This is a genomic window from Bradyrhizobium sp. USDA 376, assembly GCF_054063675.1.
The window spans coordinates 2341262-2366299 of sequence record NZ_JBSSGN010000001.1; the positions used below are offsets into that span (position 1 = coordinate 2341262).

The following is a 25038-nucleotide window of genomic DNA, read 5'->3' on the forward strand; positions in this document are numbered from 1 at the left end:
TGAGGAGACCGCTGGAAGCGGTCGTCTCGAAGGACGAGGCGCTTGCTCTGGCCGTCACCAAGAAGCCATCTGCGCCGATGCTTCAAGCCGCCGTGCTGCGCGGGCTCTCGGCGGTGTCCTTCTTGTCCGTCTCCCTGTCGCGGGACAGCCACGCCGGAAAACGAAGCAGGCGCTCGTTGGTGTCCTTTGGCAGCTCGACGGGCGGCGCTTCAATGGCCGAACTCGGCAGGTCCAGCGCTGCCTGTCCGGTTCGCACCGCATCCGCGCGCTGATCCAGTTCGCGGAGCAGGGGATCGAGCACGCTGTCGATCTCGGTCGCCACCGACACCAGGAAACTATTGAGCTCGCGCGCCTCGGGCACAACAGAGCTGGCCCCGGTTGTTTGGACAGCGCCCCGCTGGATTTAAGTGGATTCCTGCCGGGTTATGCTGAACGCGGGGCTTTACGATTTTGTCGTTGCGTCGGGAGGGCGTAGCCCGACCAGAGCGACGACAAAATCGTCGGCGACGGTCATGCGGCCATCACCATAGCTTGCGTGCCGAAGTAAGCCTCGTCGGGCGTGCGCCCGTCAAGGCTCGAGTGAGGGCGTCCCTGATTGTAGAAGGCCAGATACTTGGCAATTGACGCTCGCGCCTCGGACACGCTGTCGTAGGCGCGGAGATAAACTTCTTCGTATTTGACCGTGCGCCAGAGCCGCTCGACAAACACGTTGTCGCGCCAGGCGCCCTTGCCATCCATGCTGATGGCGATCTTCGCGTCCAGCAGCACATCGGTGAACTCGAGGCTGGTGAACTGGCTGCCCTGGTCCGTGTTGAAAATCGCGGGCCTGCCGTGCTTCGCCAACGCCTCCTGGACCGCTTCGACGCAGAAGGCCGCCTCCATTGTGATCGAGACGCGATGGGCCAGGACCCGTCGGCTGAACACATCGACGACCGCCGCGAGATAGACGAAGCCACGCCGCATCGGAATGTAGGTGATGTCCATTGCCCACGCATGGTCGGGCCGCTCGATCTTCAATCCGCGCAACAGGTACGGGTAGATCTTGTGACCCGGAGCCGGCTTGCTCGTGTTCGGGCGACGATAGACCGCCTCGATCCCCATGCGCTTCATCAGCGTCGCGATGTGGCGGCGACCGGCGTATACCCCCTCCCGCCGCAGCAACGATCGCAGCATACGCGCTCCCGCGAAGGGATAATCGAGATGCAGCTCATCGAGCCGACGCATCAAGGCAAGGTCCTCGGCCGAAACTGGCCGAGGTTCATAGTAGACCGTGCTGCGAGCCAGCTTCAGGACCTTCGCCTGGCGCACGATAGAAAGATCATGACCGCGGTCGATCATCGCTTTGCGCTCAGCAGGCCCGCCTTGGTGAGCGCGCCGGACAAAAAATCGTTTTCCAACGCCAGCTCGCCGATCTTGGCATGCAACGCCTTCAAATCGACCGGCGTCTCGGCCGATGTCTTGTCATGCCCAAACACGCCGGCGGCGCCTTCCAGGAGCTGGTTTTTCCAGATCGTGATCTGGTTCGGATGAACATCAAACAGTTGCGCCAGCTCCGCCAGTGTCTTGTCTCCTTTGACCGCAGCCAAAGCAACCTTCGCCTTGAATGCCGGAGAATGCGTCCGGCGGCTCTTCTTCGTCATCTTCGCTCCTGATTCGCAGCAAGAATCCTCGCCGCTGTCAGGCAGAAAATCCACTCAAGCTACTGTCCGAATTTGCGGGGCCAGCTCTCAACCGCCGCAGCCTGCTCGACCGCCCTCGAGAGACCATCGACGACAGGCGCAAACGCGCCGGCGGCTTGCTTGATTCGCGTCTTGATCGCTTCGACCTCGCTCAAGACGCGCTCACGCTCCCGCCTTTTCTTTTCCTCCGAAAGACGGGCTTCAATTTCGGCGATCTGGGCCGCCAGGGTCGTGGCTTCGGATGCGAGCGCATCTCGTCTTCCGCGCGCGCGATCGAGATCGCGGCTGAGATTGTCCACTAAGTCGTCCTTTCCGAACATGGCTTTGCTCCGTAGGACAGGCGCGTTGCCCTGTAGGACGGCCCTGGCGCGAACCGCCAGCCTCGCCACCGACCGGATGGCCGGATCGGCCGAAACTGGCATCAACCTCGGTCGCGTCACATGGGCCGACATGGTGATCCCCCCATCGTCAACATTAGGCAACCGCATGGTTAACAGACGGTTAATGTCAACAGACGCTGCCTATGGGGCTGGGTGCCGGCTACGCGCTTTGGCGATGAGACGGTCGCGGTAAGGCCCTCCCCTACCCTCGAAAATCGATGCTCCGCAGCACGATGCCGGGCGGGGTGCCTTCGAACTCGCAGGCGCGGTATTTGCTGGCGGCGCAGGCTTCGATGCGGTCGCGCAGGCGGGTGAACTGGGCTTCGCGATGCTCGGGAGCGACCTTCGGGCCGCGTTCGAGGTCGTCCATCGCCGAGGTCGAGATCGCGCAACCAATCTCCCGCGACCCGTCCTGCATGGAGAACAGAACGATCATCCGGTCGTATTCGAGGCCGATGTAGCGGCCGCTGGTGAGTGACATGACGGGCTCCTTGGTGCGATGGCCGCTTGAGGCGCGCGAACACACCCCCACACGTCGTCCTGGCCTGGTGCGCAATTGCGCACGGGAGCCAGGACCCATTACCCCGGTCAATGTTGTCGAAGCGCGCTGTGGCGCATGTCTCCGTAACAACTCACTTTCGTGGTTATGGGTCCTGGCTTTCGCCAGGACGACGGCTGTTTTCCATGCGCTCACCATCGTTGCCGCAAGCGGCTTGCTGCCGGCCTTCAGCCCTCCCCGCCAAGCCTTGCGAAATCGTCGAACAGCGCCGACACCAGCGCGCGGTGGCGGGTGTCCTCGACGGGGAGGCTGGCGGCATAGAGGTTGAGCAGATAGCGCGCCTTCACCGCGGCTTCGGACCAGGAGGCGGCGGGCACCGTCATCAGGCGGTTCTCGAGATCGGCCTCGCGCTCGCGCAGCTCCCGGACGTGGCTTTCGACCTCGGCCAGCACGCGGCGCAGGTCGGTCGCCTTCTGGGCGGCCATGCCGCGGTGCTTGTCGAGGTCGACGGGCTTGTCAGTCATTGGCGGGCGCTCGCGTCGGACGCCTGCGCATCCGCGGTGATGGTTTCACGCCTTGAGCAGATGGTCATGCAGGCCTGCCTTTCGCGAAGTGTGGCCCAAACCGACGCCCGCTGGCGCAAAGCATGCGCTCATTGATCGGCAATAGCCAACGCTTTCTGCCGCGGCATCCGCGCGCGCGTCGGCTTTATGGCTCGCTATCGGCGTGGCGCAGGCGTACGCTGTCGCACCACCGCGCGTTCAACGACATCGACCGGTGACTGAAGGTCATTTGCGCGCCCGCCGCGCAACTGGACGAATTCGAACCTCCACAGGAGACGGACGTCATGGCCAAGGGACAGCAACGCAGCAATCGCGAAGCCAAGAAACCGAAGAAGGACAAAGCCAAGGTGATCGCCGCGGCACCAAGCCGCAAGGAGGCGGCCTGGCAGCCGGATTTCGGGCCGGCGAAGAAGAAGTAGCGGTTTCTTTCGCCTCTCCCCGTGTGCGGGGAGAGGCCGGGATTTGCGCAGCAAATTCCGGGTGAGGGGGACTCTCCGCGAGTCACTCTGCCACCGTTTTTGTGGAGGCGGCCCCTCACCCCAACCCTCTCCCCGCGAAGAGCGGGGCGAGGGAGCGCACCGTCGTCCCGGCAACCACCATCGTCTCTTCTCCGTCGCGCTTTTCCGCTATACTCGCCCCGGTAGCATCACCCGGAGGCACATCCCGTGGAGCACGCGCGCGACACCGACCGCAAGCTAGAGCCGAAAAACCTCGTCATCTGCTGTGACGGGACCGGCAACGAGATCTCGGAGAACATCTCCAACGTCCTGAAGCTCTATCGTTGCCTGCGCAAGACGGACAAGACGCAGCCGCGGCAGCTGGTGTTCTACGATCCCGGGGTCGGCACGGTGACGGAGCCGACGACGTGGCACCGCTGGAAGGCCAACATCAACCTGGTGCTGGGGCTCGCCACCGGCTACGGGCTCGATGACAACGTGCTCAGTGCCTATTGCTTCCTGATCGAGCATTATGCGCCGGGCGACAAGATCTATCTGTTCGGTTTTTCGCGCGGTGCTTACACGGTTCGCGTGCTGGCGGGGCTGATCCACAAGATCGGCCTGATCTCGCCGGAGCAGGCGAACCTCGCCGGAAGCGGCCTCGTCGCCTACAAGCAATATTCCGGCACCGGGCGCGGCAACGACGTCGAGGACCTCAAGGACATCGCGACCGACGAGAGCGGGCCGCTGCCGAAGGACGTGTTCGACCTCGCCGCCCAGTTCGCGCGCATCACCTCGACGCGCTGGCCGACCATCCACTTCATCGGCGTCTGGGACACGGTGGCGAGCGTGATCGTGCCGCGGCGCGACAATTTCTTCTTTCTGTTCAGCCTGGAGGAGCTTGCCTTCACGCTGCGCAATCCAAGCGTCAAGATCTTCCGGCAGGCGATCGCGATCGACGAGCGGCGCTGCATGTTCCGCCTGAAACAGTACCGGGAGCCGCAGGACTATTGGAGCAACCGCTACGTGCCCGACGAGAAGAAGGTGCCGCAGGACATTCTGCAGGTGTGGTTCGCCGGCGTGCATTGCGACGTCGGCGGCGGCTATGCGGAGGCGGAGAGCGGCGAGTCCAAATATCCGCTGATCTGGATGATCGAGGAGGCCGGGAAGGCCGGGCTGAACTTCAACCCGCGCACCGTGAACCAGCTCGCCTGGGGCGTCCAGCGCAAGAACTCGCCGTTTAGATACGTGGAGCCGGCCTATACGGGGAAGACGGGCGAACTGCACAATTCGATGAATGCCGCCTGGCGGCTGCTGGAATACTTGCCGAAGAGCGCGAAGTACAAGGAATGGCCTGACAGGAAGGTCTATTTCGGCTTCTACATCCCCGACTGCGAGCCGCGCGTCATCCCCGAAGGCGCGCATGTGCATGAGAGCGTGCTGAAGCGGATGGCGGTGGAGCCGGACTACCGGCCGGTGAACATGCCGAAGGCTTACGTGACCGTGCCGATGCCGGTGCCGCCGGGGGTGGATGTGGCGGCGGGAGCTGGGGTGGATGAGGGGGTGACGGGGTGAGGTGGGGCGGTGGGCTCGCAATCACGGTTGTGGTGGGAGGCTCGCGCAACACTTTCAGTCGTCGTCCTGGCGAAAGCCAGGACCCATACCGCGTGATCTCTCGATTGCGGAAGGCAGATGTACCGAACGGAAAGTCTTCGCCAAACTCCTCCCTGGGGTAATGGGTACTGGCTTTCGCCAGGACGACGGCGGAGATTGAGGCGGCGCTTTCCGCACCCCGCTACCGCCGCTTTCTCCAGTCCCCGCTACTTTTCATTAAAATTCTCCCGCAGACCTTAGTCGGATCGCATCAACTCTTTCGCATCATCCTGCACAGAGCCCGCCGCGAGCCTTTTTGGTTCGGCATGATCTTTCGGAAAACCGCTTCACACTTTTCCGGATCATGCCGACAGCGGAGTTGGAGGAGATGTGCCAATGCATCCGCGTAAATATGCCCGCGTGAAACCCGCAGGCCTGGTGTCCCGCCAGGCCAAGATCATCACCGACCCGCGCGCGCCGGTGATCCCCTGCACGCTGATCGACTATTCGCCAGGCGGCGCCTGCGTCGATCTCGGCGGCCAGGTGCAGATCCCCGATAGATTCGAGCTGCTGCACGTCAACACCAAGAAGCGCTGCCGCATCGCGTGGAAGCGCGGCACGCGGGTGGGCGTGGTGTTTTAGAGGTCCCCTGTGGTCGGCCGAAGCGCTACCACACACTCAATCGTCGTCCTGGCGAAAGCCCGGCGAAAGCCAGGACCCATACCGCGAGGTCTATCGGTCGCGGACGGTGGGAGTGCCGAGTGACGAGTCTTCGCCAAACCACTGCCTGGGGTAATGGGTCCTGGCTTTCGCCAGGACGACGCGAGGAGGGGCTCTAACCCCGCGGCTTGGCCGCCGCGGCACCGCCGCCATTCCGCCGGCGATAGATCCAGACCGCCACGCCCCCCATGATCGCAACCCCGACCACGGTCAGCATCCAGATATGCTTGCCGACATGCTCATGATGATGCAGCCCGGCATATTCGTGCAGCGCCGACACCGCCAGCACGCCCGGCAGCACATGGGCCGGCGCCCAGACCAGGATCGCCGGGATGTTCACCGTATAGAATCTTGCCGGCGGCATCCCCAGCGCGCCGGCGGTCACGGGCACGAAGGCGCGGATCGGCGGCACGAAGCGGGCGAAGAACACGGCCCAGGTGCCGAAGCGGTGGAAGAAGCTCTCGCTCTCGGCGACCACGCGGGGATAGTTGGTCAGCGGCCAGGTGTTGAGGATCTCGCGCTGCCGCCGGTGCCCGATCCAGTAGGCCGAGCCGTCGCCGAGCATCGCGCCGAGGGCGGCCGCCAGCAGCACCCATGGCAGTTTCAGCTCGCCGCCCGGAACCAGGGCGCTCAGCGCCAGGATGATGGTCGAGCCGGGGATCACCGACCCCACCACCGGCACGGCTTCCAGCAGCGCCGCCAGGAACAGGGTCAGATAGGCCAGCCATGCATGGGCCGAGACGAAGGCGATGAGGGGATCGAGGAAGGACGTCACGTCGTCTCTATGGCGGGCTGGGGCTTTTCGGTTCGGACCCTACATAAGTAGGCAGAGGCGGCGAAAGTGCCATTCGCGTGGGCAGCCCCGTTACCCCGCCCGAAATTCGAGCGTGATTCGCAAGGCAGCCCTCCAAAAACTGCGTTTCTCACCTATCTAAATGAAAAGACAACGGAACTTTGATTGAGGGGCGGGCTTCTGCCGGCACGTTGTCTCTGATAGGTTCGCAGCCGCACCCAGCCGCAGCCAACGTGCAATAACTGGTCTCGGGATCGCCCGGGACCTCGGAGGATTGATGACGACCGCCGCCCTGTCCAAAGTTGAGGAAGTTTCCGGTCAGCCCGACATGAAAGTGTCGGTCCGCCAGGTGTTCGGGATCGACAGCGATCTCGAAGTCCCGGCCTATTCCGAAGTCGATCCTCACGTGCCCGAAGTCGATTCCGACTATCGCTTCGACCGCGCCACCACGCTCGCCATTCTCGCCGGCTTCGCCCGCAACCGCCGCGTGATGGTGACCGGCTATCACGGCACCGGCAAATCCACCCATATCGAGCAGGTCGCCGCCCGCCTGAACTGGCCCTGCGTGCGCGTCAACCTCGACAGCCACATCAGCCGTATCGACCTCGTCGGCAAGGACTCCATCGTGGTCCGCGACGGCAAGCAGGTCACCGAATTCCGCGACGGCATTTTGCCCTGGGCGCTGCAGAACAACGTCGCGCTGGTGTTCGACGAATACGACGCCGGCCGCCCGGACGTGATGTTCGTGATCCAGCGCGTGCTGGAAGTCTCGGGACGCCTGACGCTGCTCGACCAGAACAAGGTGATCAAGCCGCACCCGGCGTTCCGCCTGTTCGCGACCGCCAACACGGTCGGCCTCGGTGACACCTCCGGCCTCTACCACGGCACCCAGCAGATCAACCAGGGCCAGATGGACCGCTGGTCGATCGTCACAACGCTGAACTACCTCAGCCATGACGAGGAAGTGGAGATCGTGCTGGCCAAGGCCAAGCACTATCGCACCCAGGAAGGCCGCGACATCGTCAACAAGATGGTCCGCCTTGCCGATCTCACCCGTAACGCCTTCGCCAATGGTGATCTGTCGACGGTGATGAGCCCGCGCACGGTGATCACCTGGGCGGAAAACTCCGACATCTTCGGCGATATCGGCTTCGCGTTCCGCGTCACCTTCCTCAACAAGTGCGACGAGCTCGAGCGTCCCCTGGTCGCCGAGTTCTACCAGCGCTGCTTCAACGCGGAGCTGCCGGAATCGGCAGTCAACGTGGCGCTCAGCTAGGCCATGCCAACCATCACCGTCGAGCGCACCATTGGTACTACCAAGAAGGCTGTGCTCGCCGGGCTCGGCGCCTACAACGACGAGCAGTTTGGAAAGCAGAAGGTCAAGAGCATCGCGGTTTCGCTGAAGGACGGCCGCAAGATCGTCGGCGGCATCGTCGGGCGCCTCTGGTCCACGGTTCTGTTCATCCAGTATTTCTGGATCGACCAGAAGCAGCGCGGCAAGGGTCATGGCTCGAAGCTGATCGCGGCGATCGAGGACGAGGCAAGACGGCTCGGCGCGATCCGGGCCCATGTCGACACGATGAGTTTCCAGGCGCCGGGCTTCTATCGTTCCCAAGGGTACGAGGAATTCGGCACCATCGACGGCTATCCCGGCGGCGTGACGCGCCATTCGTTTACGAAGTCGCTATGAGCACATCATCATCCAATTCCAAATTCCGCAGCAGCAAGGAAGCGCCGACCGAGCCGTTCAAGCGCTCGGTCGCCTCCTGCCTCAAGGCGATCGCCAAGTCGCCCGAGCTCGACGTCTCCTTCGCCGCCGAGCGCCCGGGCCTTGCGCCGGGCAAGGCGCGGCTGCCGGAGCCGGCACGCAAGATGACCAAGCGTGACGCCGCCATCGTGCGCGGCCACGCCGATTCCATCGCGCTCAAGATCGCATGTCACGATCCCAAGGTTCACCGCAAGCTGATGCCCGGCAATCCGCAGGCACGCGGCGTGTTCGAGGCGGTGGAGCAGGCTCGGGTCGAGGCGATCGGCGCGCGCCGCATGGCGGGCGTTGCCAAGAACCTCACCGCGATGCTCGACGACCATTTCCATCGCGGCAAGTTCGACGAGATCACCGACCGCGCCGATGCGCCGCTGGCCGATGCGCTGGCGATGCTGGTGCGCGAGCGCCTCACCGGCATGGCACCGCCGACGGCCGCGAAGAAGATGGTCGATCTCTGGCGTCCCATCCTCGAAGACAAGATCGGCAGGCGGCTCGACCGGCTCGACGGCGTGGTCGAGGACCAGGCCAGGTTCGGCGACGCCGTGCATGATCTGTTGTCGGCGCTCGAGCTCGGCGATGAGCGCAACGCCGACAGCGAGGACAATGAGGACAACGACGAGAACCAGGACGGCGACAACGATCAGTCCGGTGCCGAAGGCTCGCCCGATTCCGATGCCGCGCAGGAGATGAGCGCCGACCAGGCGCAGGCATCATCCGAGGAGATGAGCGAGAGCGCGATGGAAAGCGCGCAGGCCTCGACCTCCGACACCTTCGACGACGGCGAGCTCGGCGACGATGAGACGCCGGGCGAGGCGACGCGTCCGAACGCACATGGCAGGAACGAGCCGCGCGGTCCGGAATATCACGCCTTCGCGCCCAAGTTCGACGAGGTCATCGCCGCCGAGGATCTCTGCGACCATGACGAGCTGGAGCGCCTGCGCGCCTATCTCGACAAGCAGCTCGCGCATCTGCAGGGCATCGTCGCCCGTCTCGCCAACCGGCTGCAGCGCCGCCTGATGGCGCAGCAGAACCGCGCCTGGGAGTTCGATCTCGAAGAGGGCATTCTCGATCCCGCGCGCCTGTCGCGCGTCGTCACCGATCCCTATCACCCGCTCTCCTTCATGCACGAGAAGGAGGCGACGTTCCGCGACACCGTGGTGACTCTGCTGCTCGACAATTCCGGCTCGATGCGCGGACGCCCGATCACGGTCGCCGCGACCTGCGCCGACATTCTCGCGCGCACGCTGGAGCGTTGCGGCGTCAAGGTCGAGATTTTGGGCTTCACCACGCGCGCCTGGAAGGGCGGGCAATCGCGTGAGGCGTGGCTTGCCGCCGGCAAGCCGGCCAATCCCGGCCGTCTCAATGATCTCCGCCACATCATCTACAAATCCGCCGACGCCCCCTGGCGCCGGGCGCGCAAGAATCTCGGCCTGATGATGCGCGAGGGGCTGCTGAAGGAGAACATCGACGGCGAGGCGCTGGACTGGGCGCACAAGCGCCTGCTCGGCCGGCCCGAGCAGCGCAAGATCCTGATGATGATCTCGGACGGCGCGCCGGTCGACGATTCCACGCTGTCGGTCAATCCCGGCAACTATCTCGAGCGGCACCTGCGCCACATCATCGAGGAGATCGAGACCCGCTCGCCGGTCGAGCTGATCGCGATCGGCATCGGCCACGACGTCACGCGCTATTATCGCCGCGCGGTGACGATCGTGGACGCGGAAGAACTCGGCGGCGCCATCACCGAGAAGCTCGCTGAACTGTTCAGCGAGACCAACACCGCACCAACCCAGCCGGCCGGTCGCCCGCGACGCAAACTGCATTCGTGAGCACGCATCCATCCCGCCGCAGCTTTCTTGGCCACGCGGCGGCGGGATTTTCCACTCTTGCATTTTCGCGCCTCGCGCAGGCGCAAGCCACGAGCGAGCCGCCGCCGCGCCCGCTCCAGGTCGAGCATGCCGTTGCCGCGCCTGCCAGCCTCGAGGTCAACGCGCGCCCCATCCCGAATTTCGAGCCGCGCGACCGCTCGCGCACGCGCTTCGGCTCGCTGGAATATCGCAGCGGCCTGGTGCTGACCTCGCCCTTTCGCGGCTTCGGCGGCCTGTCCGGCATCCGGCTCGATGCCAAGGGCGAGCGCTTCCTCGCGATCTCCGACCAGGGCGGCTGGTTCACCGGCCGCATCCGTTACTCCGGCGGCAAGATGGCCGGGCTCGACGATGTCGAGGCCGCGCCGCTGCTGGGCGCTGAGGGGCGGCCGATCACCGAAAAGCGCATGTGGTGGGATTCGGAATCGCTGACGCGCGACGGCAATCTAGTCTATGTCGGGCTCGAGCGCGTCAACCAGATCCTGCGCTACGATTTCGCCAAAGGCGGCGTCCGCGCCCGCGGCGAGCCGATCCCGGTGCCGCCGGGCTTGCGCAAGCTGCCGCACAACAAGGGGCTGGAGGCGCTGGTCCTGGTCCCGAAGGGCCAGCCTCTCGCCGGCAGCCTGATCGCGTTCTCCGAGCGCGGGCTCGACGCCGACGGCAACCTAGTCGCATTCCTGATCGGCGGCCCCACGCCCGGCCAGTTCAGCGTCCGCCGCACCGAGAAATTCGACATCAGCGATGCGGTGCTGTTGCCCTCCGGCGAGCTCCTGATCCTCGAACGCAAATTCTCCTGGTTCACCGGCGTCGACATCCGCATCCGCTCGATCCCCCTGAAATCCATCGTGCCGGGCGCGCTGGTCGACGGCCCCGCGCTGTTCAAGGCCGATCTCGGCCAGGAGATCGACAACATGGAAGGCATCGACGCCCATGTCACCGCGGAGGGAGAGACCGTGCTGACCCTCGTCTCCGACGACAATTTCTCCATGCTCCAGCGCACCCTGCTGCTGCAGTTCACGCTGGTGGAGTAGTTCTCCGCCATCGTCCTGGCGAAAGCCGGGACCCATACCGCGTGATCTATCGAGTGTGGCCGGTTGAAGTACCAACGACGAGTCTTCGTCAAACTCCTCCCTGGGGTAATGGGTCCTGGCTCCCGTGCGCAATCGCGCACTAGGCCAGGACGACGATGAAGTGAACGTCCGCGCATTATGCCGCGACAAACCGTCATGCAACTCCTCCGCGCCATCGTTGCCGCACTCTTCGTCATGCTTGCAGCACTGCCCGAGGCGCACGCCACGGCCGAGCACACCTATGCCAAGGGCGAGTACGGCATCATCACGGGCGGCTGGGCGCCGAACAAGCGGCTCGCCATCGCCGTCCATGGCGAGGGCGACGGCGCACATGACAGATTTCACGCCTATCTGATGGCGGAGCCGAAGCATCGCCGGCTGGCCGTGCTCGACAACATCAGCCACGAGAACAATCTCGACACCGCCTCCGATGCCTATTACGCGGAGTGGTCGCCCGACTCGCGCTATGTCGCGGTCTCCTTCCGCACCGAGCGTCACATCATGACGCTGAACATCTATGCGATCGAGGGTCATCGCGCGCGGCTGATCGAGACGCCGGACCTGTTTCGCAAGGCGGCGGGCCGTACCGTCGTGGTCAAGACCGACGGCGACATGCGCACCTATTTTCCAACCGTGAAGTGGCGGGGACCGCGCCGCTACGATTTCAACGACTACCGTCTGTTCGTCGAGGACGACAAGGCGCTTGCCGACAGGCTCGGCGAGCTCGGCAGCCTGACCAAGATGGAGGACGGCCGCTATACGATCGAGTTCGCCGCCCACGCCACCGTCACGCTCGGGCGCGGGGATCGCAACCGCGTCGGCAAGCTCAGGCTCGGGGTTTTCGAGCGGTAGCGGGCCGGCCTGCGACCGGGACATTTGCGCAAATGCACGGCGTGCGGGCGGGTATGCCGCCTGCGCAACTGGCAATTCGCGCTTCCGCGACTAGACTTCATGCAATCGCTTTCATCCCCCATCCTCTGGAACTCCCCGCATGAGCGCCCTGTTTTCCCCGATCAAGCTGCGCGGCCTGACGTTGAAGAACCGCGTCGTGGTGTCGCCGATGTGCCAGTATTCGGCCGACGACGGCGTCGCCACCGACTGGCACTTCACCCACATCAACAATCTCAGCCTGTCGGGCGCGTCGATGTTCTGCATCGAGGCGACCCATGTCGAGGCGATCGGCCGCATCACGCCGGGCTGCCTCGGGCTCTACAGCGATGCCTGCGAGGCCGCGCTGAAGCAGATCCTCACCTCGGTGCGCAAGCATTCCTCCACCGCGATCGGCATGCAGCTCGCCCATGCCGGGCGCAAAGCCAGTAGCGCGCGGCCCTGGGACGGCGGCCAGCTGATTCCGGCGAGCGCAGGCGGCTGGCAGACGGTGGCGCCCTCGGCGCTGCCGCACAAGGAGGGTGAGGCCGCCCCGCTCGCGCTGGATAGTGCGGGCCTGAAACGCATCCGCGATGCCTTCGTCGACTGCGCCAGGCGCGCCGACCGCCTCGGCATCGATGCCATCGAGCTGCACGGCGCGCACGGCTATCTCATGCATCAGTTCCTGTCGCCAATCTCGAACCGGCGCACCGATGAGTATGGCGGCTCGCTCGAAAACCGCATGCGCTTTCCGCTCGAAATCTACGACGCCGTGCGCGCCGTGTTCCCGCACGACAAGCCCGTGGGCATGCGGGTGTCGTCGACCGACTGGGTCGAGGGCGGCTGGGATCTGGCGCAGACCATCGAATTCGCCAAAGCGCTGAAGGCGCGCGGCATCGACTGGATCGACGCCTCATCCGGCGGCGTCTCGCCGCTGCAGAAGATTCCGCTCGGCCCCGGCTATCAGGTGCAGTTCGCGGAAGCGATCCGCCGCGAGACGGGAGTGACGACCATCGCCGTCGGCCTGATCTCCGAGGCAAAGCACGCCGAGGAGATCGTAGCATCCGGCAAGGCCGACATGGTCGCGCTCGCCCGCGGCATGCTCTACGACCCCCGCTGGGCCTGGCACGCCGCCGCCGAGCTCGGCGGCGAAGTCGAGGCCCCGCCGCAATACTGGCGCTCGCAGCCCTCGACGCAGAAGGCGCTGTTCGGCAAGACCACGTTCGGGGCGCGGTGACTCTCTTCACCTTTCCCCGCTTGCGGGGAGAGGTCGGATTGCGCGCAAGCGCAATCCGGGTGAGGGGGTACAGGTGCGGCGAGAATCTCATGCGCGAGCGAAGCTCGTCGCGCCCCCGTAAGAGTTACCCCTCACGCATCCGTAAACCTCTTCAGCTTCCACGCCCCCCGAAACTGGCCTACCCTCTGCGCAATCAACGCCTCACGGAGGCTGCCCATGCGGTTTGGTGTTCGTAAAGCTGCCCACGTGTTCGAGCGCGTGGGCCTCGCGATGGCGGGGGCTGCGTGCGGGCTGTTCGTCGGCGCCTATGTCGGATCGGCGATCGCACCGCTGACCACGCAGGGGTTCCTGATGCTGATGATGGCGCTCGGTGCGGTCGGCTTCTATCTCGGCATCGACACACCGCAGATGCCCTTCGACGACGCGCACAGCGCCATCGACGCCGCGGAATTTTTGAGCTCGGCCGGCACGCTCTGCGCCACGCTCACCGCGCTCGCCTCCGTCGCCGTCATCGTGCTCCGCCTCGACCCGCACATGGTCTGGACCTGGCTCGTCCTGTTCGGCTGGACCGCCGGCGTCGCCATGCAGATCGTCGCCGGCGCCAAGGCGCGGATGCGGAAGTAGGGGGAAGGTGAGGGGCACGCAGAGCGCGCCTGATATTCCGCCGTCGTCCTGGCGAAAGCCAGGACCCATACCGCGTGATCTATCGATTGCGAATGGTGCTAATCCCGAACAACCAGCCTTCGCCAAACCCCTCCCTGGGGTAATGGGTCCTGGCTTTCGCCAGGCGAAAGCCGGGACCCATACCGCGTGATCTATCGTTGAATGTAGGTGCTGGTACCGCAGGAAGATCTTCACTACGGGTCTTCGCCAAACTACTCCCTGGGGTTATGGGTCCTGGCCCCCCGTGCGCAATTGCGCACTAGGCCGGGACGACACCGAGGGTGTGGCTGCGACTTCCGCTCCTCCGAGAGAACGCTACGCGAGGCCTCAGGCCTCCCGCACCACCGTCTTCAGATAATTATACGCCTTGATGATCTCGATCAGGCGGTCTTCGGTCGAGCGGTCGCCGCCGTTGGCGTCGGGGTGGTGCTGCTTGACCAGCGCCTTGTACTTGCTCTTGACGTCGGCGAGCGTGGCGTCGGGACCGAGACCCATGACCTGGAGCGCCTTGCGCTCGGCATTCATGACCTTGCGCGTCTCGGCCTTGGGCTGGGCGTCCGGGCCCTTCCGCCAGTTGGCGCGGCCGTTGATCTCGCTGAACATGCTGAAAGGATCGGACGCCATGTCGATCTCTTCCGCACCCTTCTTGCCGCCGTTGGCGCCCATCTTCCAGGTCGGGCGGTGGCCGGTCAGCGCATCCTTCTGGTAGCGCGCGACGGCGTCGGCATTCATGCCGGAGAAGAAATTGTAGTTCTGGTTGTACTCGCGCACATGGTCGAGGCAGAAGTGCCAGTACTCGCGCTGGTTCTCGCGCCCCTTCGGCGCGCGGTGCGCGCCCTTGTTCGCGCAGCCCGCCCACTCGCAGTTGACCACGGTGTCGCGCGGCTTCACCTCCGGCTGCTTGCCTCGCGGCTTCACGCGGATGGAGTCGAAGAACTTTGATGAATCGATCGGCATGGCTGACTTTGACTACGCAATGCAAAAACCTTCAAGTCTTGACATTGCATTTAGCATGAAACCCCGGGCATTGACGGGGCGCGATCGTACGCCTTAATGGCACTCATGGTTATGAAAGACACTATCAGCAACAAGTTGCAGGAAGCTTTCACGCCGGAAAGCCTCGAGGTCATCGACGAGTCACATCTGCATGAGGGCCACGCCGGCCATCGGCCGAGCGGCGAGACGCACTTTCGGGTTTATATCGTGTCTGATGCCTTCAAAGGGAAGACCCGGGTCGAGCGCCATCGCATGATAAATTCGGCGCTGGCCGCGGAACTTTCCGGCGGCGTGCACGCCCTCGCGATCCACGCGCAGGCGCCGGGGGAAGGCGGCTAGCTCCGTCATTCCGGGGCGATGCAAAGCATCGAACTATGGGGCGCAATTGCGCCCCTGAGAATCTCGAGATTCCGGGTTCGCCCTTCGGGCGCCCCGGAATGACGCTGCAAGTTGGCAATGTAAGCACAACTAGAACGACGTCCCGGCCCGTCTCGGCCTGGGTTCTTCCATCTCGGCCTCGCGCGGCACCGGTGAAATACGGAGCGCGGTGATGCGGTTGCGCTCGCGGCGCAGAACGCGGAAGCGGAAGCCGTGGAAGGTGAAGCTCTGGCCGCGGTCGGGGATCGAGCGCGCCTCGTGAATGACGAGGCCGGCAACCGTGGTTGCCTCTTCATCGGGCAGATGCCAGTCCAGCGCGCGGTTGAGGTCGCGGATCGGCACCGAGCCGTCGACCACGACCGAGCCATCGGGCTGGCGACGCACGCCGGCGACTACCACGTCGTGCTCGTCGGAGATATCGCCGACGATCTCCTCCAGAATGTCTTCGAGCGTCACGAGGCCTTCAACCTCGCCATACTCGTCGACGACGAGCGCGAAATGGGTCTTGCGGCGGCGGAACGCCTTGAGCTGCTGGGATATCGGCCGCATTTCCGGCACGAACCAGGGCGGCAGCATGATGGCGGCGACGTCGATGCGCGAGGTATCGCCTTCCGACGCGCGGATGGCCCGCAACAGATCCTTGGCGTGCAGAATGCCGATGATGTTCTCCGACTTGTCGCGCCACAGCGGAATGCGGGTGTATTCGGTGGCCAGCACCTCCCGCACCAACTCCTCCGGCGGCAGGTCGGCGTTGATCATCACCATGGCGGTGCGGTGAACCATCACATCGGACACGGTCAACTCGCCGAGGCGGAAGACGTTGTGAATGTACTCGGCCTCACCGCTCTCGATCTTGCCGTGCACGGCGGATTCCTCGACTAGACCCTCGATCTCGGAATCGGTCAGGATCTCGTGCTGCGAAAACTCCTGGACTCCGATCAGGCGCAAGATCGCGCTCGAAGCTGTGTTGAGACACCAGCTCAGCGGATAGAACACCAGGTAGGAGGCATGAAGCGGATAGACAATCCACTGCGAGACCGGCATCGGCTCTCTGATCGCAAGCGTCTTCGGCACCTGTTCGCCGATGATGATGTGCAGCGAGGAGAAAACCAGGAAACCCGCCATGAACGAGGTGAAGTGCAGCGTCGCCTCCGGCATTCCGAGGGGACGGAGGATCGGGCTCAGCAGCGCAGACACGGTCGGCTCACCGATCCAGCCAAGCCCGAGAGAGGCCATGGTGATGCCGAGCTGGCAGCAGGCGAGATAGGATTCGATGTTCCCCATCATGGCCTGCAGCAAACGCGCGCCGAAGCGGTTCTGCTCGACCATCGCCTTAACGCGAAAGCCGCGGCTCTTCACGAGAGCAAATTCCGCCGCCACGTAAAACGCGTTGGCGGCGAGCAGGAGGACCGCAAGCAGCAGATTGATCGAGATCGAACTCATGTTTGCCTCGCGACCGCCTTGACCTTCCGCGCCGCCTCTCGGGCGGCAGATCGAGACGATCCTGCCATCACTGCGATAATTTCGCCTTCAGGAAGTCGCGCACCGGCGCCGGCTCGACGTCCTTGGCAATCACCGCGCGGCCCACGGCCTCCAGCAGGATGAAGGTGAGTTTGCCGCGCTTGACCTTCTTGTCCTGCGCCATCAGGGCCATCAGCGCGTCGGCGTCGGCGAGCCCTTCCTGGGCAAATCCCGCGATATCCTGCAGGCGGGTCGGCAGGCCCGCCTCAATGAGATGCCGCTCGACCCGCGCTGCATCGGCCTCGCCGATCATGCCGAGCTTCGCCGAGAACTGCGCCGCCAGCGTCATGCCGATGGCGACGCCCTCGCCGTGGAACAGGCGGTCGGAGAAACCGGTCGCGGCCTCCAGCGCATGGCCGAAGGTGTGGCCGAGATTGAGCAGCGCGCGCTCGCCGGTCTCGCGCTCGTCGCGTGAGACGATTCCGGCCTTGGCGCGGCAGGAGGTCGCGATCGCGTGCTCGCGCCCCGAGCCGCCCTTGAAGATGTCGGAATGGTTCTTTTCCAGCCAGCTGAAAAAGGCCTCGTCGCCGAGCACGCCGTATTTGGCGACCTCGGCATAGCCGGCGCGCAACTGGCGCGGCGACAGCGTGTCGAGCACGGCGGTGTCGGCGATGACCAGCACCGGCTGGTGGAAGGCGCCGAGCAAATTCTTGCCCTGCGGCGAGTTGATGCCGGTCTTGCCGCCGACGGATGAATCGACCTGCGCCAGCAGCGAGGTCGGCACCTGCACGAAATCGACGCCGCGGCGCAGGATCGCCGCGGCAAAGCCGGCGAGATCGCCGACCACGCCGCCGCCGAGCGCGATGACGAGATCGTTGCGCTCGATCTTCGCGGCGATCAGGGCCTCGCTGACCTTTTCCAGCCCCGCATAGGTTTTCGAGATCTCGCCTTCCTCGACGACGATGCGCGAGGTCGGAATGCCGCTAGCTGCGAGGGATGCTTCGGTCGGCTCGAGCCAATGTTTTGCAACGGTGCGGTCGGTCACGATGGCCGTGCGCACGCCGGGGCGCAAGGCGGCGACGCGCTCGCCGAGCGAAGACAGCACCCCGCGGCCGATGACGATGTCATAGGCGCGATCGCCGAGCGCGACGTCGACATTGACCGGATCGGAATGTTTCAACGGCGCAGTCATCTTATCGCACTCGCAACGTCGGCAGGTGGTGGGGCGGACTGTTCGCCGCAAAGATGGGCGTGCAGCGTCTCGATGCACTCCTCGACGATCTTGTCATGCGGCACGTCGCGCGAGGCGATGGTGAGGTCGGCCTTGCCGTAGATCGGCTCGCGCTCGGTCAGGAGACGCGTCACGGTTCCTTCGGGATCGGCGGTCTGGAGCAGCGGGCGGTCGGCACGGCGGCGCACGCGGCGCATGATGACGTCGTGGTCCGCCCTGAGCCAGATCGAGATCGCCTTGGCGGCGATGCGGGTCCGCGTCTCCTCGCGCATGAAGGCGCCGCCGCCGGTCGCCAGCACCACCGGGCCGCCCTCGAGCAGGCGCGCGATCACCCGGGCCTCGCCGTCGCGGAAATGCACCTCGCCGTGGCGCTCGAAAATCTCCGGTATGGTCATGCCGGCCGCCGCCTCGATCTCGGTGTCGGCATCGACGAAGGGCAGCTTGAGCCTGATAGCCATGCGGCGGCCGATGGTGGATTTACCCACCCCCATCATGCCGACGAGCACGATCGAGCGCGCCCCGAGCGCCGACAGGATGTCGGCCTCAGGCGAAGCGGGAATCGGCAACGCGGCGTCGGACATAAATCTCAGCTCTAAATCTCGCTCAATCTGCCGCCAAAGGCGGCACGCTTTGGCCACCTATACGACCCCGAAGGGGGCCTCGCCAGTGGACTCTTGCCACGAAACGGCGAACATGTTGGATGATTTCATTGGTTAATTTGCCCGCCAAGCCCCTACAGAGACCCCAGAACGATGCCCAGCCTGTTCCGCTTCCTGACGGTTGTCGCCGTGATCGCCGGCATCGTCTATGGCGTGGTCTTCGCGCTGGCGAATTTCGTCAACCCGAAGCCGCGGGAAATGACCGTGACGATCCCACCGGATAAGTTTCTCAAGAAATAGCAGCTAGGCTCCGGGGCATGCGTGCAAAGCCCTCAGACAGCAGGCTCACCGGCCTGTTCCTCGACATGCTCGCGGCGGAACAAGGCGCCGGGCCCAATACGCTCGACGCCTATCGCCGCGACCTCACCGATTTCTCGGAGTTTCTCGGCCGCGTCGGCCATACATTCGCAGACGCGGAAACGCAGACGCTGCGCGACTACCTCGCCGACCTCGACACCCGCGGCTTCAAATCCACCAGTGTCGCGCGCCGGCTGTCGGCGATGCGGCACCTCTACCGCTTCCTGCTGAACGAGCGCATCCGCGGTGACGATCCCGCGGCGATCCTGTCCGGCCCGAAGCGCGGCCGCGGCCTGCCGAAGGTGCTGTCGATCGCCGATGTCGACCGCATGCTCCGCCGCGCCAAGGAATTGAGCGAGGCGGAAGAGGTATCACCGTCGAAACGACTGCGGGCGTTGCGGCTCTATTGCCTGCTCGAAGTGCTCTACGCCACGGGCCTGCGCGTCTCCGAGCTGGTGGCGCTGCCGCGCTCGGCGGCCAAGCGCGACGCGCGCATGATCGTGGTACGCGGCAAGGGCAACAAGGAACGCCTGGTGCCGCTCAACGACGCCTCGCGGCAGGCGATGGCGGATTATCTCAGCACGACGGAAGCTGCGAAGACGGAGAAGAAGAAAGACAGCCTCGCCGCCTCGAAATGGCTGTTCCCCTCCTTCGGCGAGAGCGGACATCTGACGCGGCAGCATTTCGCCCGCGATTTGAAGGAGCTCGCGGTGGCCTCCGGCCTGCAGGCCCGGCTGGTCTCCCCGCATGTGCTGCGCCATGCCTTCGCCAGCCATCTGCTGCACAACGGCGCCGACTTGCGCATCGTGCAGACCCTGCTCGGCCATACCGACATCTCGACGACCCAGATCTACACCCATGTGGTCGAGGAGCGGCTGAAGAGCCTGGTGCGCGACCTGCACCCGCTGGCGGAGAAGTAGGTCGCGGGAGGTGCGCCCCCTCTCCCGCTTGCGGGAGAGGGTTGGGGAGAGGGTGTCTCCACAACGAAGAACCCCCAAGGGGAGAAAACCCTCACCCGGCGCTTCGCGCCGACCTCTCCCGCAAGCGGGAGAGGTGAAGGAAACCGCCTTGACTTCGGCCACATCTCCGCAGAAAGAGCCGGGGCCTCACGACTGATTTGGCCGGCTGCCACGAGCACACAAGCCAACTCGTTGAAGACGCTACACTTCTTTCCTCGGCTCCAAATCCGCTTCGACGCCTCGCCCCGTCCCCCTATACTGAGTTGATGCAAGACCAGATGCGCAGCTATCTCGACTTCGAAAAGCCCGTCGCCGAGCTCGACTCCAAGGTCGACGAATTGCGCGCGCTCGCCGCCACCGGCACCGACATCAGCGACGAGGTCGGCCGGATCGAGGACAAGGCGGCGCAGGCGCTGGCGGACCTCTACACGAACCTGACGCCGTGGCAGAAGACGCTGGTCGCGCGGCATCCGCAGCGGCCGCATTTCAACGACTTCATCAAGGGCCTGATCACCGAATTCACCCCGCTCGCCGGCGACCGCAAGTTCGGCGAGGACGAGGCACTGGTCGCCGGCTTCGGCCGCTTCCGCGGCGAGCCGATCTGCGTCATGGGCCAGGAAAAGGGCGATTCCACCGAGAGCCGCATCCGGCACAATTTCGGCATGGCGCGCCCCGAAGGCTATCGCAAATGCGTGCGGCTGATGGAGATGGCCGAGCGGTTCGGCCTGCCGGTGCTGTCGCTCGCCGATTCCGCCGGCGCCTATCCCGGCATCGGCGCCGAAGAGCGCGGCCAGGCCGAGGCGATTGCGCGCTCGACCGATGCGTGCCTCGCGCTGACCGTGCCGAACGTTGCCATCATCACCGGCGAGGGCATGTCGGGCGGCGCCATCGCCATCACCACCGCCAACAAGGTCTTGATGCTGGAGCACGCGATCTACAGCGTGATCTCGCCGGAGGCGGCCTCCTCCATCCTCTGGCGCGACGGCACCAAGGCGCAGGAAGCGGCCAACAACATGAAGATCACCGCCCAGGACATGCTCCGCTTCGGGGTGATCGATCAAATCCTGAAGGAGCCGGTTGGCGGCGCCCATCGCGACCCCGCCGCCATGATCGCCACCACCGGCGATGCCATCGCCAAGGCCTTCGACGAGCTCCAGGGCCTCGACGGCGACGCCATCCGCAAGCAGCGGCGGCAAAAATTCCTCGATATCGGCCGGAAACTGGGCTGATTCGCCTCGATTCCGGTCTCGTAGGGTGGGCAAAGCGAAGCGTGCCCACCATTCCAAGCCGTACGGGTAGGTAGATGGTGGGCACGGCGCTTCGCGCCTTTGCCCACCCTACGAGACCTTTCGAGCAGCCCCCGGGTAACCCCGCGTTAACCCTTTTTTTGCCCAAATCGGCGATCTGAGTCCGGATTGGGCCGAAAAGCCCAAGTAAGGCCCAAAGTCGCGTCCATTTAGTCTCTGTTGACCATGCCACTGGGCCAACGGGCTCGTGATCCCCGCTCGGGTTGCGACCACATGACCCAGAGGTTAGAATTTTAATCAATGGCTTCAGGGCATAAGCGCTGGAGCGTGGTCTGAACGAGCCCGTCACGGCGGGTGGTTTTCCGGTCGGATCATGCGCCAAATGAATTGGGGTTCGCGCTCTCTGCCCGGCACGGTGTGGGGTCCATCTTGATTTCTCGTTCGCTTGCTCGCGCGCTCTTGGCTTCGGTTGCGCTGATGACGGCCGGTGTTCTGCTGGCCGGCTGCGACACCGACCAGGTTTCGCTCGCGACCAATGCCAAGGCCAACCAGCCGGTGCCGCCGAAGCTGCTCGCCGCGATGGTCGAGAAGGACATGGATCTGCAATCGCCGATCCTGGTGCGCCTGTTCAAGCAGGAGGCCGAGCTCGAGGTCTGGAAGCAGACCCGCAACGGCCAGTTCGCGCTGCTCAAGACCTATCCGATCTGCCGCTGGTCGGGTGACCTCGGCCCCAAGGTGCGCGAAGGCGACCGCCAGGCGCCGGAAGGATTTTATTCGATCAATCCGGGCCAGATGAATCCGCAGTCGGCCTATTACTTGTCCTTCAACACGGGTTATCCGAACGCATTCGACAAGGCGCTGGGCCGCACCGGCTCGCAGCTGATGGTGCACGGCGACTGTTCTTCGCGCGGGTGTTACGCCATGACGGACGAGCAGATCGCCGAGATCTATTCCCTCGGCCGCGAATCCTTCTTCGGCGGCCAGAAGGCGTTCCAGCTGCAGGCCTATCCGTTCAAGATGACGCCGGTGAACATGGCCAAGCACCGGAACAATCCGAACATGGCCTTCTGGAAGATGATCAAGGAAGGCTATGATCATTTCGAGGTGACGCGGCAGGAGCCGAGGGTCGATTTCTGCGAGAAGAAGTACGTCTTCGACGCAACGAAGCCGGCCGACGCCAAGCGCGATCCGGTGTTCGACGCCTCGGCAAAATGTCCGGCCTATGTGATCCCCGAGGACGTCACCAGCGCCGTGCGCGAGAAGCAGACGAAGGACGAGGCCGAATACGCGAGGCTGGTCGCCAAGGGCACGCCGGTGGCGCGCATGAACACCGGCATCGACGGCGGCATGAACAAGATTTTTGCGGCGAAGATTCCGGAAGGCTCGACGGGCCTGTCGGAAGGCGCCGAAGGCAATACGCTGCAGATGCTGGCGATGGCGAAGGCGCCCGGCACGATCCCTGGCCACGTCAATCCGCCCAAGCCGAATCTCGACGCGGCCGCGGCCACGCCTGCGCCGCAGGAAGAGCCGGTCACAGCTAGCAGCGCGCCCGCTGCCAACACCCGCGTCGCCGCGACTCAGCCTGCCGAAAAATCCGGCGGCTTCTTCTCCAATCTCGGCCGCAAGATGGGCCTCGGCACCGCCGACACCACGGCGACCACGACGCCTCCGCCGCAAGCCACCGCGTCGGTTGCTCCGGCCACGACCTCCGCGACGCCGCCGACCGCAGCATCGCGGCTGAAGGCTGCTGTGACCCGGTTCGTACCCGGCCGCGACACGGCCAAGGAAGCGCCGAAGCCGGCCGTCGCCGTGGCCGCGAAGCCCGCCGAGCCGCCGAAGCCGGATACGCGGCTTGCCGCAACGCGTCCCGCGCTAAAGCCGTCCGTTTCGGATGGCGCGGGTGAAGCGACGCAGATCATGGGAGCCGCGCCGGTGGTGCAGTCGAACTCGTTCGACAGCCGCTTTGGGGCGATGAAGTAGCAGATCTCTTTAGAGTCGTAGACCGATCGCCTCTATTCGCTTAGTCCATCGTCGTCCGTCGCAACGACGTACGTCCGCTTCAACGGCAACAGCATTCTATACCTTGGCTCGAACTCTTCGTAATGATCGAAGATCAGCTTAATCAACTCGTCCCCGGTCATAAGTCGAATATTTTGGTTGGCGCGCTCGAACTCTAAAGCCGGCGCCGAATAGTTGCCCAGGGTTACAAAGAGGCCGTTCTCGTTATCTTGTATGTGCCCGTACAGTTGCGCCACTTGCGGCTGCCCGATCGTGTTCAGGGTTTGCTTGCATTGAACTTTGATTACGTCCTTGAAGCCAAGCTCGTCTTTGTGAGCGAGAATATCTACACCGCCATCTCCCGTCGCTTGAGTTACCCGACAGTGATAGCCCATACGTTCTAGAAGATGTGCAATGAAGTACTCGAATTGTCGAAACGACAATCCCGACTTTAGGCGCTTAAGGACGAAATCTTCGACTTCCTCCTCCGCAAATGCCGCCGCAGCGTCTCCGGTTTCTGCATCCACGTCTTCACTGCGCAAAGGTTTCCCCTCGAACGCAGCCATGAACTCGTCGGCATTGTTCTTCACGCTAAACAGCGTCACCGCAGACCCTATCTCATGCAGAGCACCTTGAGAGAAGGTCGGCCGCGCGATCCGATGTGTCCATCTGACCTTTCGTCGATTGGGGCACAGCATCTCGTCCGCGGCTGCTAAAAACTGATAGTCGCCCTCGACGACGCCAAGGTTGACCATCCGGTCTTCCTTTGAAGGATAGATGACCAGATCGCCCCTTTTCATCTCGTGGACGAATTTGAAGAGCGTACCCGCGACAACTGGAATGGCTCCCGGCTTGATGGTCGGATACGCCGCAGACACTGCTTTCTTGTACGACTCTCGCTTTGGAGGCAGCTTTGAAAGGTCACCCATCGAGAGCCACCCAATAGCGACAAAGCCGTCATCGATGGGCCGGGCGCCGAACCGCCTATTCATATGTATGCCCCAAATCGGGCGCTCCTCAGCCATTCTCATGCCTCGCTTTCGATGCGCTAGGAATATTAAAACAGCTGCATTGAATTGACCATTCCGCTAAACTAGAAATTGTCCCTACCTCTATCCTCCGCGCCATCTCAACCCTCCGGAAGGGGCGGGTCGCGATCGTCACGGTTCGTGGGGTGAGTTGCGGTGGACGTGGGCGGCGCTGGCGCCAGATGTGGTCGCAGGGCGGGTTGTCCGATGAGCGATCAGCGGGCATACGACAGGCCCAGCCAGGTGGGGCAAAGTCGCGTCGTCCTGACGCCCGGGGTCTTCGGGCCGAATATCGTGGAGGCGATCATGCGGGTTTCAAAATGGGGCGACGACCTCGCGGTGCGCTTGCCCGAAGCACTAGTAGAGCAGCTTGGTCTAAAGGAGGGCGACGAACTTGAAGTGGTCATCGCCCGCGAGGGTACGATCGAAGTCAAGACCAAGGAGGAGCAGCGCCGGCGAGCGATCGAAAATCTGCGAGCACGCGACTGGCCTCCCTTGCCTGCTGACTACAAGTTCGATCGCGACGAGGCAAACGAGCGGTAACGGCCAAGCCTCTCCTTACCGTCACCCTGAGGTGGCCGCTTCTTCAGCGGCCCTCGAAGGGCGACGGCCCGGCTGGCAGCTCGGCCGTTCATCCTTCGAGGCTCGCCGCG

General features: G+C 64.2%; 27 protein-coding genes. 16 read left to right on the forward strand and 11 right to left on the reverse strand.

All coding sequences use genetic code 11. The features are described 5' to 3' along the window. Window positions 1-82 precede the first annotated feature (82 nt). From ACVJ19_RS11045 to ACVJ19_RS11065, 5 genes are all read right to left on the reverse strand, one after another. Entirely contained in the window at window positions 83-361 is a 279-nt protein-coding gene (locus tag ACVJ19_RS11045) for a hypothetical protein (RefSeq protein ID WP_453949123.1), read from the reverse strand. 149 nt (window positions 362-510) lie between these two features. Further along, window positions 511-1640, reverse strand: a protein-coding gene (locus ACVJ19_RS11050; protein ID WP_109866565.1) for an IS3-like element ISRj2 family transposase whose coding sequence is annotated in 2 segments (ribosomal slippage) — window positions 511-1388 and window positions 1388-1640 — 1131 coding nt in all. Because the reading frame shifts where the segments join, the coding sequence is not laid out codon by codon here. A 59-nt stretch (window positions 1641-1699) separates the two neighbouring features. Beyond that, complete coding sequence (locus tag ACVJ19_RS11055; protein ID WP_453949122.1) at window positions 1700-2131, reverse strand: hypothetical protein; 432 nt, start codon at window positions 2129-2131, stop codon at window positions 1700-1702. A gap of 130 nt (window positions 2132-2261) precedes the next feature. Then, complete coding sequence (locus ACVJ19_RS11060) at window positions 2262-2540, reverse strand: DUF1488 domain-containing protein (RefSeq protein WP_453949121.1); 279 nt, start codon at window positions 2538-2540, stop codon at window positions 2262-2264. Between the two features lie 245 nt (window positions 2541-2785). Further along, window positions 2786-3082, reverse strand: a complete 297-nt coding sequence (locus tag ACVJ19_RS11065) for a hypothetical protein (RefSeq protein ID WP_453949120.1) — start codon at window positions 3080-3082, stop codon at window positions 2786-2788. Between the two features lie 323 nt (window positions 3083-3405). Between ACVJ19_RS11065 and ACVJ19_RS11070 the strand changes: the two genes are divergently transcribed. The 3 genes from ACVJ19_RS11070 (at window position 3406) to ACVJ19_RS11080 (ending at window position 5793) form a co-directional block, all read left to right on the forward strand. After that, window positions 3406-3540, forward strand: coding sequence for a hypothetical protein (locus ACVJ19_RS11070; protein ID WP_260387632.1), 135 nt, complete (start codon window positions 3406-3408; stop codon window positions 3538-3540). A 246-nt stretch (window positions 3541-3786) separates the two neighbouring features. Further along, a complete protein-coding gene (locus tag ACVJ19_RS11075; RefSeq protein ID WP_456739379.1) occupies window positions 3787-5133 on the forward strand; it encodes a DUF2235 domain-containing protein in 1347 nt (448 codons plus the stop codon). Between the two features lie 414 nt (window positions 5134-5547). Beyond that, a complete protein-coding gene (locus tag ACVJ19_RS11080) occupies window positions 5548-5793 on the forward strand; it encodes a PilZ domain-containing protein (RefSeq protein WP_026312067.1) in 246 nt (81 codons plus the stop codon). A 193-nt stretch (window positions 5794-5986) separates the two neighbouring features. Here the strand turns inward: ACVJ19_RS11080 and ACVJ19_RS11085 are convergent, their stop codons facing one another. Next, entirely contained in the window at window positions 5987-6646 is a 660-nt protein-coding gene (locus ACVJ19_RS11085) for a DedA family protein (protein WP_453949119.1), read from the reverse strand. Window positions 6647-6941: 295 nt separating this feature from the next. Here ACVJ19_RS11085 and cobS point away from each other — a divergent pair, with 295 nt between their 5' ends. The 7 genes from cobS (at window position 6942) to ACVJ19_RS11120 (ending at window position 14092) form a co-directional block, all read left to right on the forward strand. Continuing rightward, complete coding sequence (gene cobS, locus ACVJ19_RS11090; protein WP_172786549.1) at window positions 6942-7940, forward strand: cobaltochelatase subunit CobS; 999 nt, start codon at window positions 6942-6944, stop codon at window positions 7938-7940. 3 nt (window positions 7941-7943) lie between these two features. Continuing rightward, window positions 7944-8354 (forward strand): GNAT family N-acetyltransferase, encoded by a 411-nt coding sequence (locus ACVJ19_RS11095; RefSeq protein ID WP_453949118.1) that lies wholly within the window; start codon window positions 7944-7946, stop codon window positions 8352-8354. After that, complete coding sequence (cobT, locus tag ACVJ19_RS11100) at window positions 8351-10258, forward strand: cobaltochelatase subunit CobT (RefSeq protein ID WP_453949117.1); 1908 nt, start codon at window positions 8351-8353, stop codon at window positions 10256-10258. The genes ACVJ19_RS11095 and cobT overlap by 4 nt, the downstream gene beginning before the upstream one ends. Continuing rightward, on the forward strand, window positions 10255-11325 hold the full coding sequence (locus ACVJ19_RS11105; RefSeq protein ID WP_453949115.1) for an esterase-like activity of phytase family protein: 1071 nt from the start codon (window positions 10255-10257) through the stop codon (window positions 11323-11325). The genes cobT and ACVJ19_RS11105 overlap by 4 nt, the downstream gene beginning before the upstream one ends. 195 nt (window positions 11326-11520) lie before the next feature. After that, window positions 11521-12216, forward strand: coding sequence for a hypothetical protein (locus tag ACVJ19_RS11110; RefSeq protein WP_453949114.1), 696 nt, complete (start codon window positions 11521-11523; stop codon window positions 12214-12216). Between the two features lie 139 nt (window positions 12217-12355). Next, window positions 12356-13468, forward strand: a complete 1113-nt coding sequence (locus ACVJ19_RS11115) for an NADH:flavin oxidoreductase/NADH oxidase (protein WP_453949113.1) — start codon at window positions 12356-12358, stop codon at window positions 13466-13468. Window positions 13469-13684: 216 nt separating this feature from the next. Then, window positions 13685-14092: a hypothetical protein gene (locus tag ACVJ19_RS11120; protein WP_453949112.1), complete on the forward strand. Its 408-nt coding sequence runs from the start codon at window positions 13685-13687 to the stop codon at window positions 14090-14092. 366 nt (window positions 14093-14458) lie between these two features. Here the strand turns inward: ACVJ19_RS11120 and ACVJ19_RS11125 are convergent, their stop codons facing one another. Beyond that, window positions 14459-15088: a J domain-containing protein gene (locus ACVJ19_RS11125; protein WP_453949111.1), complete on the reverse strand. Its 630-nt coding sequence runs from the start codon at window positions 15086-15088 to the stop codon at window positions 14459-14461. 105 nt (window positions 15089-15193) lie between these two features. Between ACVJ19_RS11125 and ACVJ19_RS11130 the strand changes: the two genes are divergently transcribed. Next, the gene (locus ACVJ19_RS11130; protein ID WP_453949109.1) at window positions 15194-15466 is read left to right on the forward strand and encodes a BolA family protein; all 273 of its coding nucleotides are present in this window, start codon (window positions 15194-15196) and stop codon (window positions 15464-15466) included. A gap of 129 nt (window positions 15467-15595) precedes the next feature. Here ACVJ19_RS11130 and ACVJ19_RS11135 read toward each other — a convergent pair whose 3' ends face one another. The 3 genes from ACVJ19_RS11135 to ACVJ19_RS11145 all read right to left on the reverse strand — a co-directional run bounded on the left by ACVJ19_RS11135 (window position 15596) and on the right by ACVJ19_RS11145 (window position 18778). Further along, window positions 15596-16948, reverse strand: coding sequence for a hemolysin family protein (locus tag ACVJ19_RS11135; protein ID WP_453949108.1), 1353 nt, complete (start codon window positions 16946-16948; stop codon window positions 15596-15598). A gap of 67 nt (window positions 16949-17015) precedes the next feature. After that, window positions 17016-18158 (reverse strand): 3-dehydroquinate synthase, encoded by a 1143-nt coding sequence (gene aroB / locus ACVJ19_RS11140; protein ID WP_453949107.1) that lies wholly within the window; start codon window positions 18156-18158, stop codon window positions 17016-17018. Next, window positions 18155-18778: a shikimate kinase gene (locus ACVJ19_RS11145; RefSeq protein ID WP_453949106.1), complete on the reverse strand. Its 624-nt coding sequence runs from the start codon at window positions 18776-18778 to the stop codon at window positions 18155-18157. The genes aroB and ACVJ19_RS11145 overlap by 4 nt, the downstream gene beginning before the upstream one ends. 171 nt (window positions 18779-18949) lie before the next feature. Between ACVJ19_RS11145 and ACVJ19_RS11150 the strand changes: the two genes are divergently transcribed. The 4 genes from ACVJ19_RS11150 (at window position 18950) to ACVJ19_RS11165 (ending at window position 23339) form a co-directional block, all read left to right on the forward strand. Next, a complete protein-coding gene (locus tag ACVJ19_RS11150; protein WP_035669499.1) occupies window positions 18950-19096 on the forward strand; it encodes a hypothetical protein in 147 nt (48 codons plus the stop codon). A 17-nt stretch (window positions 19097-19113) separates the two neighbouring features. Next, window positions 19114-20073, forward strand: coding sequence for a site-specific tyrosine recombinase XerD (gene xerD, locus ACVJ19_RS11155; RefSeq protein ID WP_453949105.1), 960 nt, complete (start codon window positions 19114-19116; stop codon window positions 20071-20073). Window positions 20074-20378: 305 nt separating this feature from the next. Further along, window positions 20379-21341 (forward strand): acetyl-CoA carboxylase carboxyltransferase subunit alpha, encoded by a 963-nt coding sequence (locus ACVJ19_RS11160; RefSeq protein WP_453949104.1) that lies wholly within the window; start codon window positions 20379-20381, stop codon window positions 21339-21341. Window positions 21342-21836: 495 nt separating this feature from the next. Next, window positions 21837-23339: a L,D-transpeptidase family protein gene (locus ACVJ19_RS11165; protein WP_453949103.1), complete on the forward strand. Its 1503-nt coding sequence runs from the start codon at window positions 21837-21839 to the stop codon at window positions 23337-23339. A gap of 32 nt (window positions 23340-23371) precedes the next feature. Here ACVJ19_RS11165 and ACVJ19_RS11170 read toward each other — a convergent pair whose 3' ends face one another. Then, a complete protein-coding gene (locus ACVJ19_RS11170) occupies window positions 23372-24382 on the reverse strand; it encodes a restriction endonuclease (RefSeq protein ID WP_453949102.1) in 1011 nt (336 codons plus the stop codon). Window positions 24383-24691: 309 nt separating this feature from the next. On the opposite strand from ACVJ19_RS11170, the gene ACVJ19_RS11175 reads away from it, so the two are divergent. Continuing rightward, window positions 24692-24928 carry an AbrB/MazE/SpoVT family DNA-binding domain-containing protein gene (locus ACVJ19_RS11175; RefSeq protein WP_453955111.1) on the forward strand — a complete coding sequence of 79 codons (237 nt, stop codon included), beginning with the start codon at window positions 24692-24694 and terminating at the stop codon, window positions 24926-24928. Window positions 24929-25038: the final 110 nt, after the last annotated feature.

What these genes read in the sequence shown, in the direction of transcription:
- ACVJ19_RS11150 (WP_035669499.1), top strand. Translation starts at nt 18,950, where the DNA reads ATGCCCAGCCTGTTCCGCTTCCTGACGGTTGTCGCCGTGATCGCCGGC.
- ACVJ19_RS11065 (WP_453949120.1), bottom strand. Translation starts at nt 3,082, where the DNA reads ATGACTGACAAGCCCGTCGACCTCGACAAGCACCGCGGCATGGCCGCC.
- ACVJ19_RS11125 (WP_453949111.1), bottom strand. Translation starts at nt 15,088, where the DNA reads ATGCCGATCGATTCATCAAAGTTCTTCGACTCCATCCGCGTGAAGCCG.
- cobS (WP_172786549.1), top strand. Translation starts at nt 6,942, where the DNA reads ATGACGACCGCCGCCCTGTCCAAAGTTGAGGAAGTTTCCGGTCAGCCC.
- ACVJ19_RS11070 (WP_260387632.1), top strand. Translation starts at nt 3,406, where the DNA reads ATGGCCAAGGGACAGCAACGCAGCAATCGCGAAGCCAAGAAACCGAAG.
- xerD (WP_453949105.1), top strand. Translation starts at nt 19,114, where the DNA reads ATGCGTGCAAAGCCCTCAGACAGCAGGCTCACCGGCCTGTTCCTCGAC.
- ACVJ19_RS11080 (WP_026312067.1), top strand. Translation starts at nt 5,548, where the DNA reads ATGCATCCGCGTAAATATGCCCGCGTGAAACCCGCAGGCCTGGTGTCC.
- ACVJ19_RS11160 (WP_453949104.1), top strand. Translation starts at nt 20,379, where the DNA reads ATGCAAGACCAGATGCGCAGCTATCTCGACTTCGAAAAGCCCGTCGCC.
- ACVJ19_RS11095 (WP_453949118.1), top strand. Translation starts at nt 7,944, where the DNA reads ATGCCAACCATCACCGTCGAGCGCACCATTGGTACTACCAAGAAGGCT.
- ACVJ19_RS11120 (WP_453949112.1), top strand. Translation starts at nt 13,685, where the DNA reads ATGCGGTTTGGTGTTCGTAAAGCTGCCCACGTGTTCGAGCGCGTGGGC.
- ACVJ19_RS11110 (WP_453949114.1), top strand. Translation starts at nt 11,521, where the DNA reads ATGCAACTCCTCCGCGCCATCGTTGCCGCACTCTTCGTCATGCTTGCA.
- ACVJ19_RS11165 (WP_453949103.1), top strand. Translation starts at nt 21,837, where the DNA reads ATGACGGCCGGTGTTCTGCTGGCCGGCTGCGACACCGACCAGGTTTCG.
- aroB (WP_453949107.1), bottom strand. Translation starts at nt 18,158, where the DNA reads ATGACTGCGCCGTTGAAACATTCCGATCCGGTCAATGTCGACGTCGCG.
- cobT (WP_453949117.1), top strand. Translation starts at nt 8,351, where the DNA reads ATGAGCACATCATCATCCAATTCCAAATTCCGCAGCAGCAAGGAAGCG.
- ACVJ19_RS11055 (WP_453949122.1), bottom strand. Translation starts at nt 2,131, where the DNA reads ATGTCGGCCCATGTGACGCGACCGAGGTTGATGCCAGTTTCGGCCGAT.
- ACVJ19_RS11135 (WP_453949108.1), bottom strand. Translation starts at nt 16,948, where the DNA reads ATGAGTTCGATCTCGATCAATCTGCTGCTTGCGGTCCTCCTGCTCGCC.
- ACVJ19_RS11060 (WP_453949121.1), bottom strand. Translation starts at nt 2,540, where the DNA reads ATGTCACTCACCAGCGGCCGCTACATCGGCCTCGAATACGACCGGATG.
- ACVJ19_RS11145 (WP_453949106.1), bottom strand. Translation starts at nt 18,778, where the DNA reads ATGTCCGACGCCGCGTTGCCGATTCCCGCTTCGCCTGAGGCCGACATC.
- ACVJ19_RS11115 (WP_453949113.1), top strand. Translation starts at nt 12,356, where the DNA reads ATGAGCGCCCTGTTTTCCCCGATCAAGCTGCGCGGCCTGACGTTGAAG.
- ACVJ19_RS11175 (WP_453955111.1), top strand. Translation starts at nt 24,692, where the DNA reads ATGCGGGTTTCAAAATGGGGCGACGACCTCGCGGTGCGCTTGCCCGAA.
- ACVJ19_RS11170 (WP_453949102.1), bottom strand. Translation starts at nt 24,382, where the DNA reads ATGGCTGAGGAGCGCCCGATTTGGGGCATACATATGAATAGGCGGTTC.
- ACVJ19_RS11130 (WP_453949109.1), top strand. Translation starts at nt 15,194, where the DNA reads ATGGTTATGAAAGACACTATCAGCAACAAGTTGCAGGAAGCTTTCACG.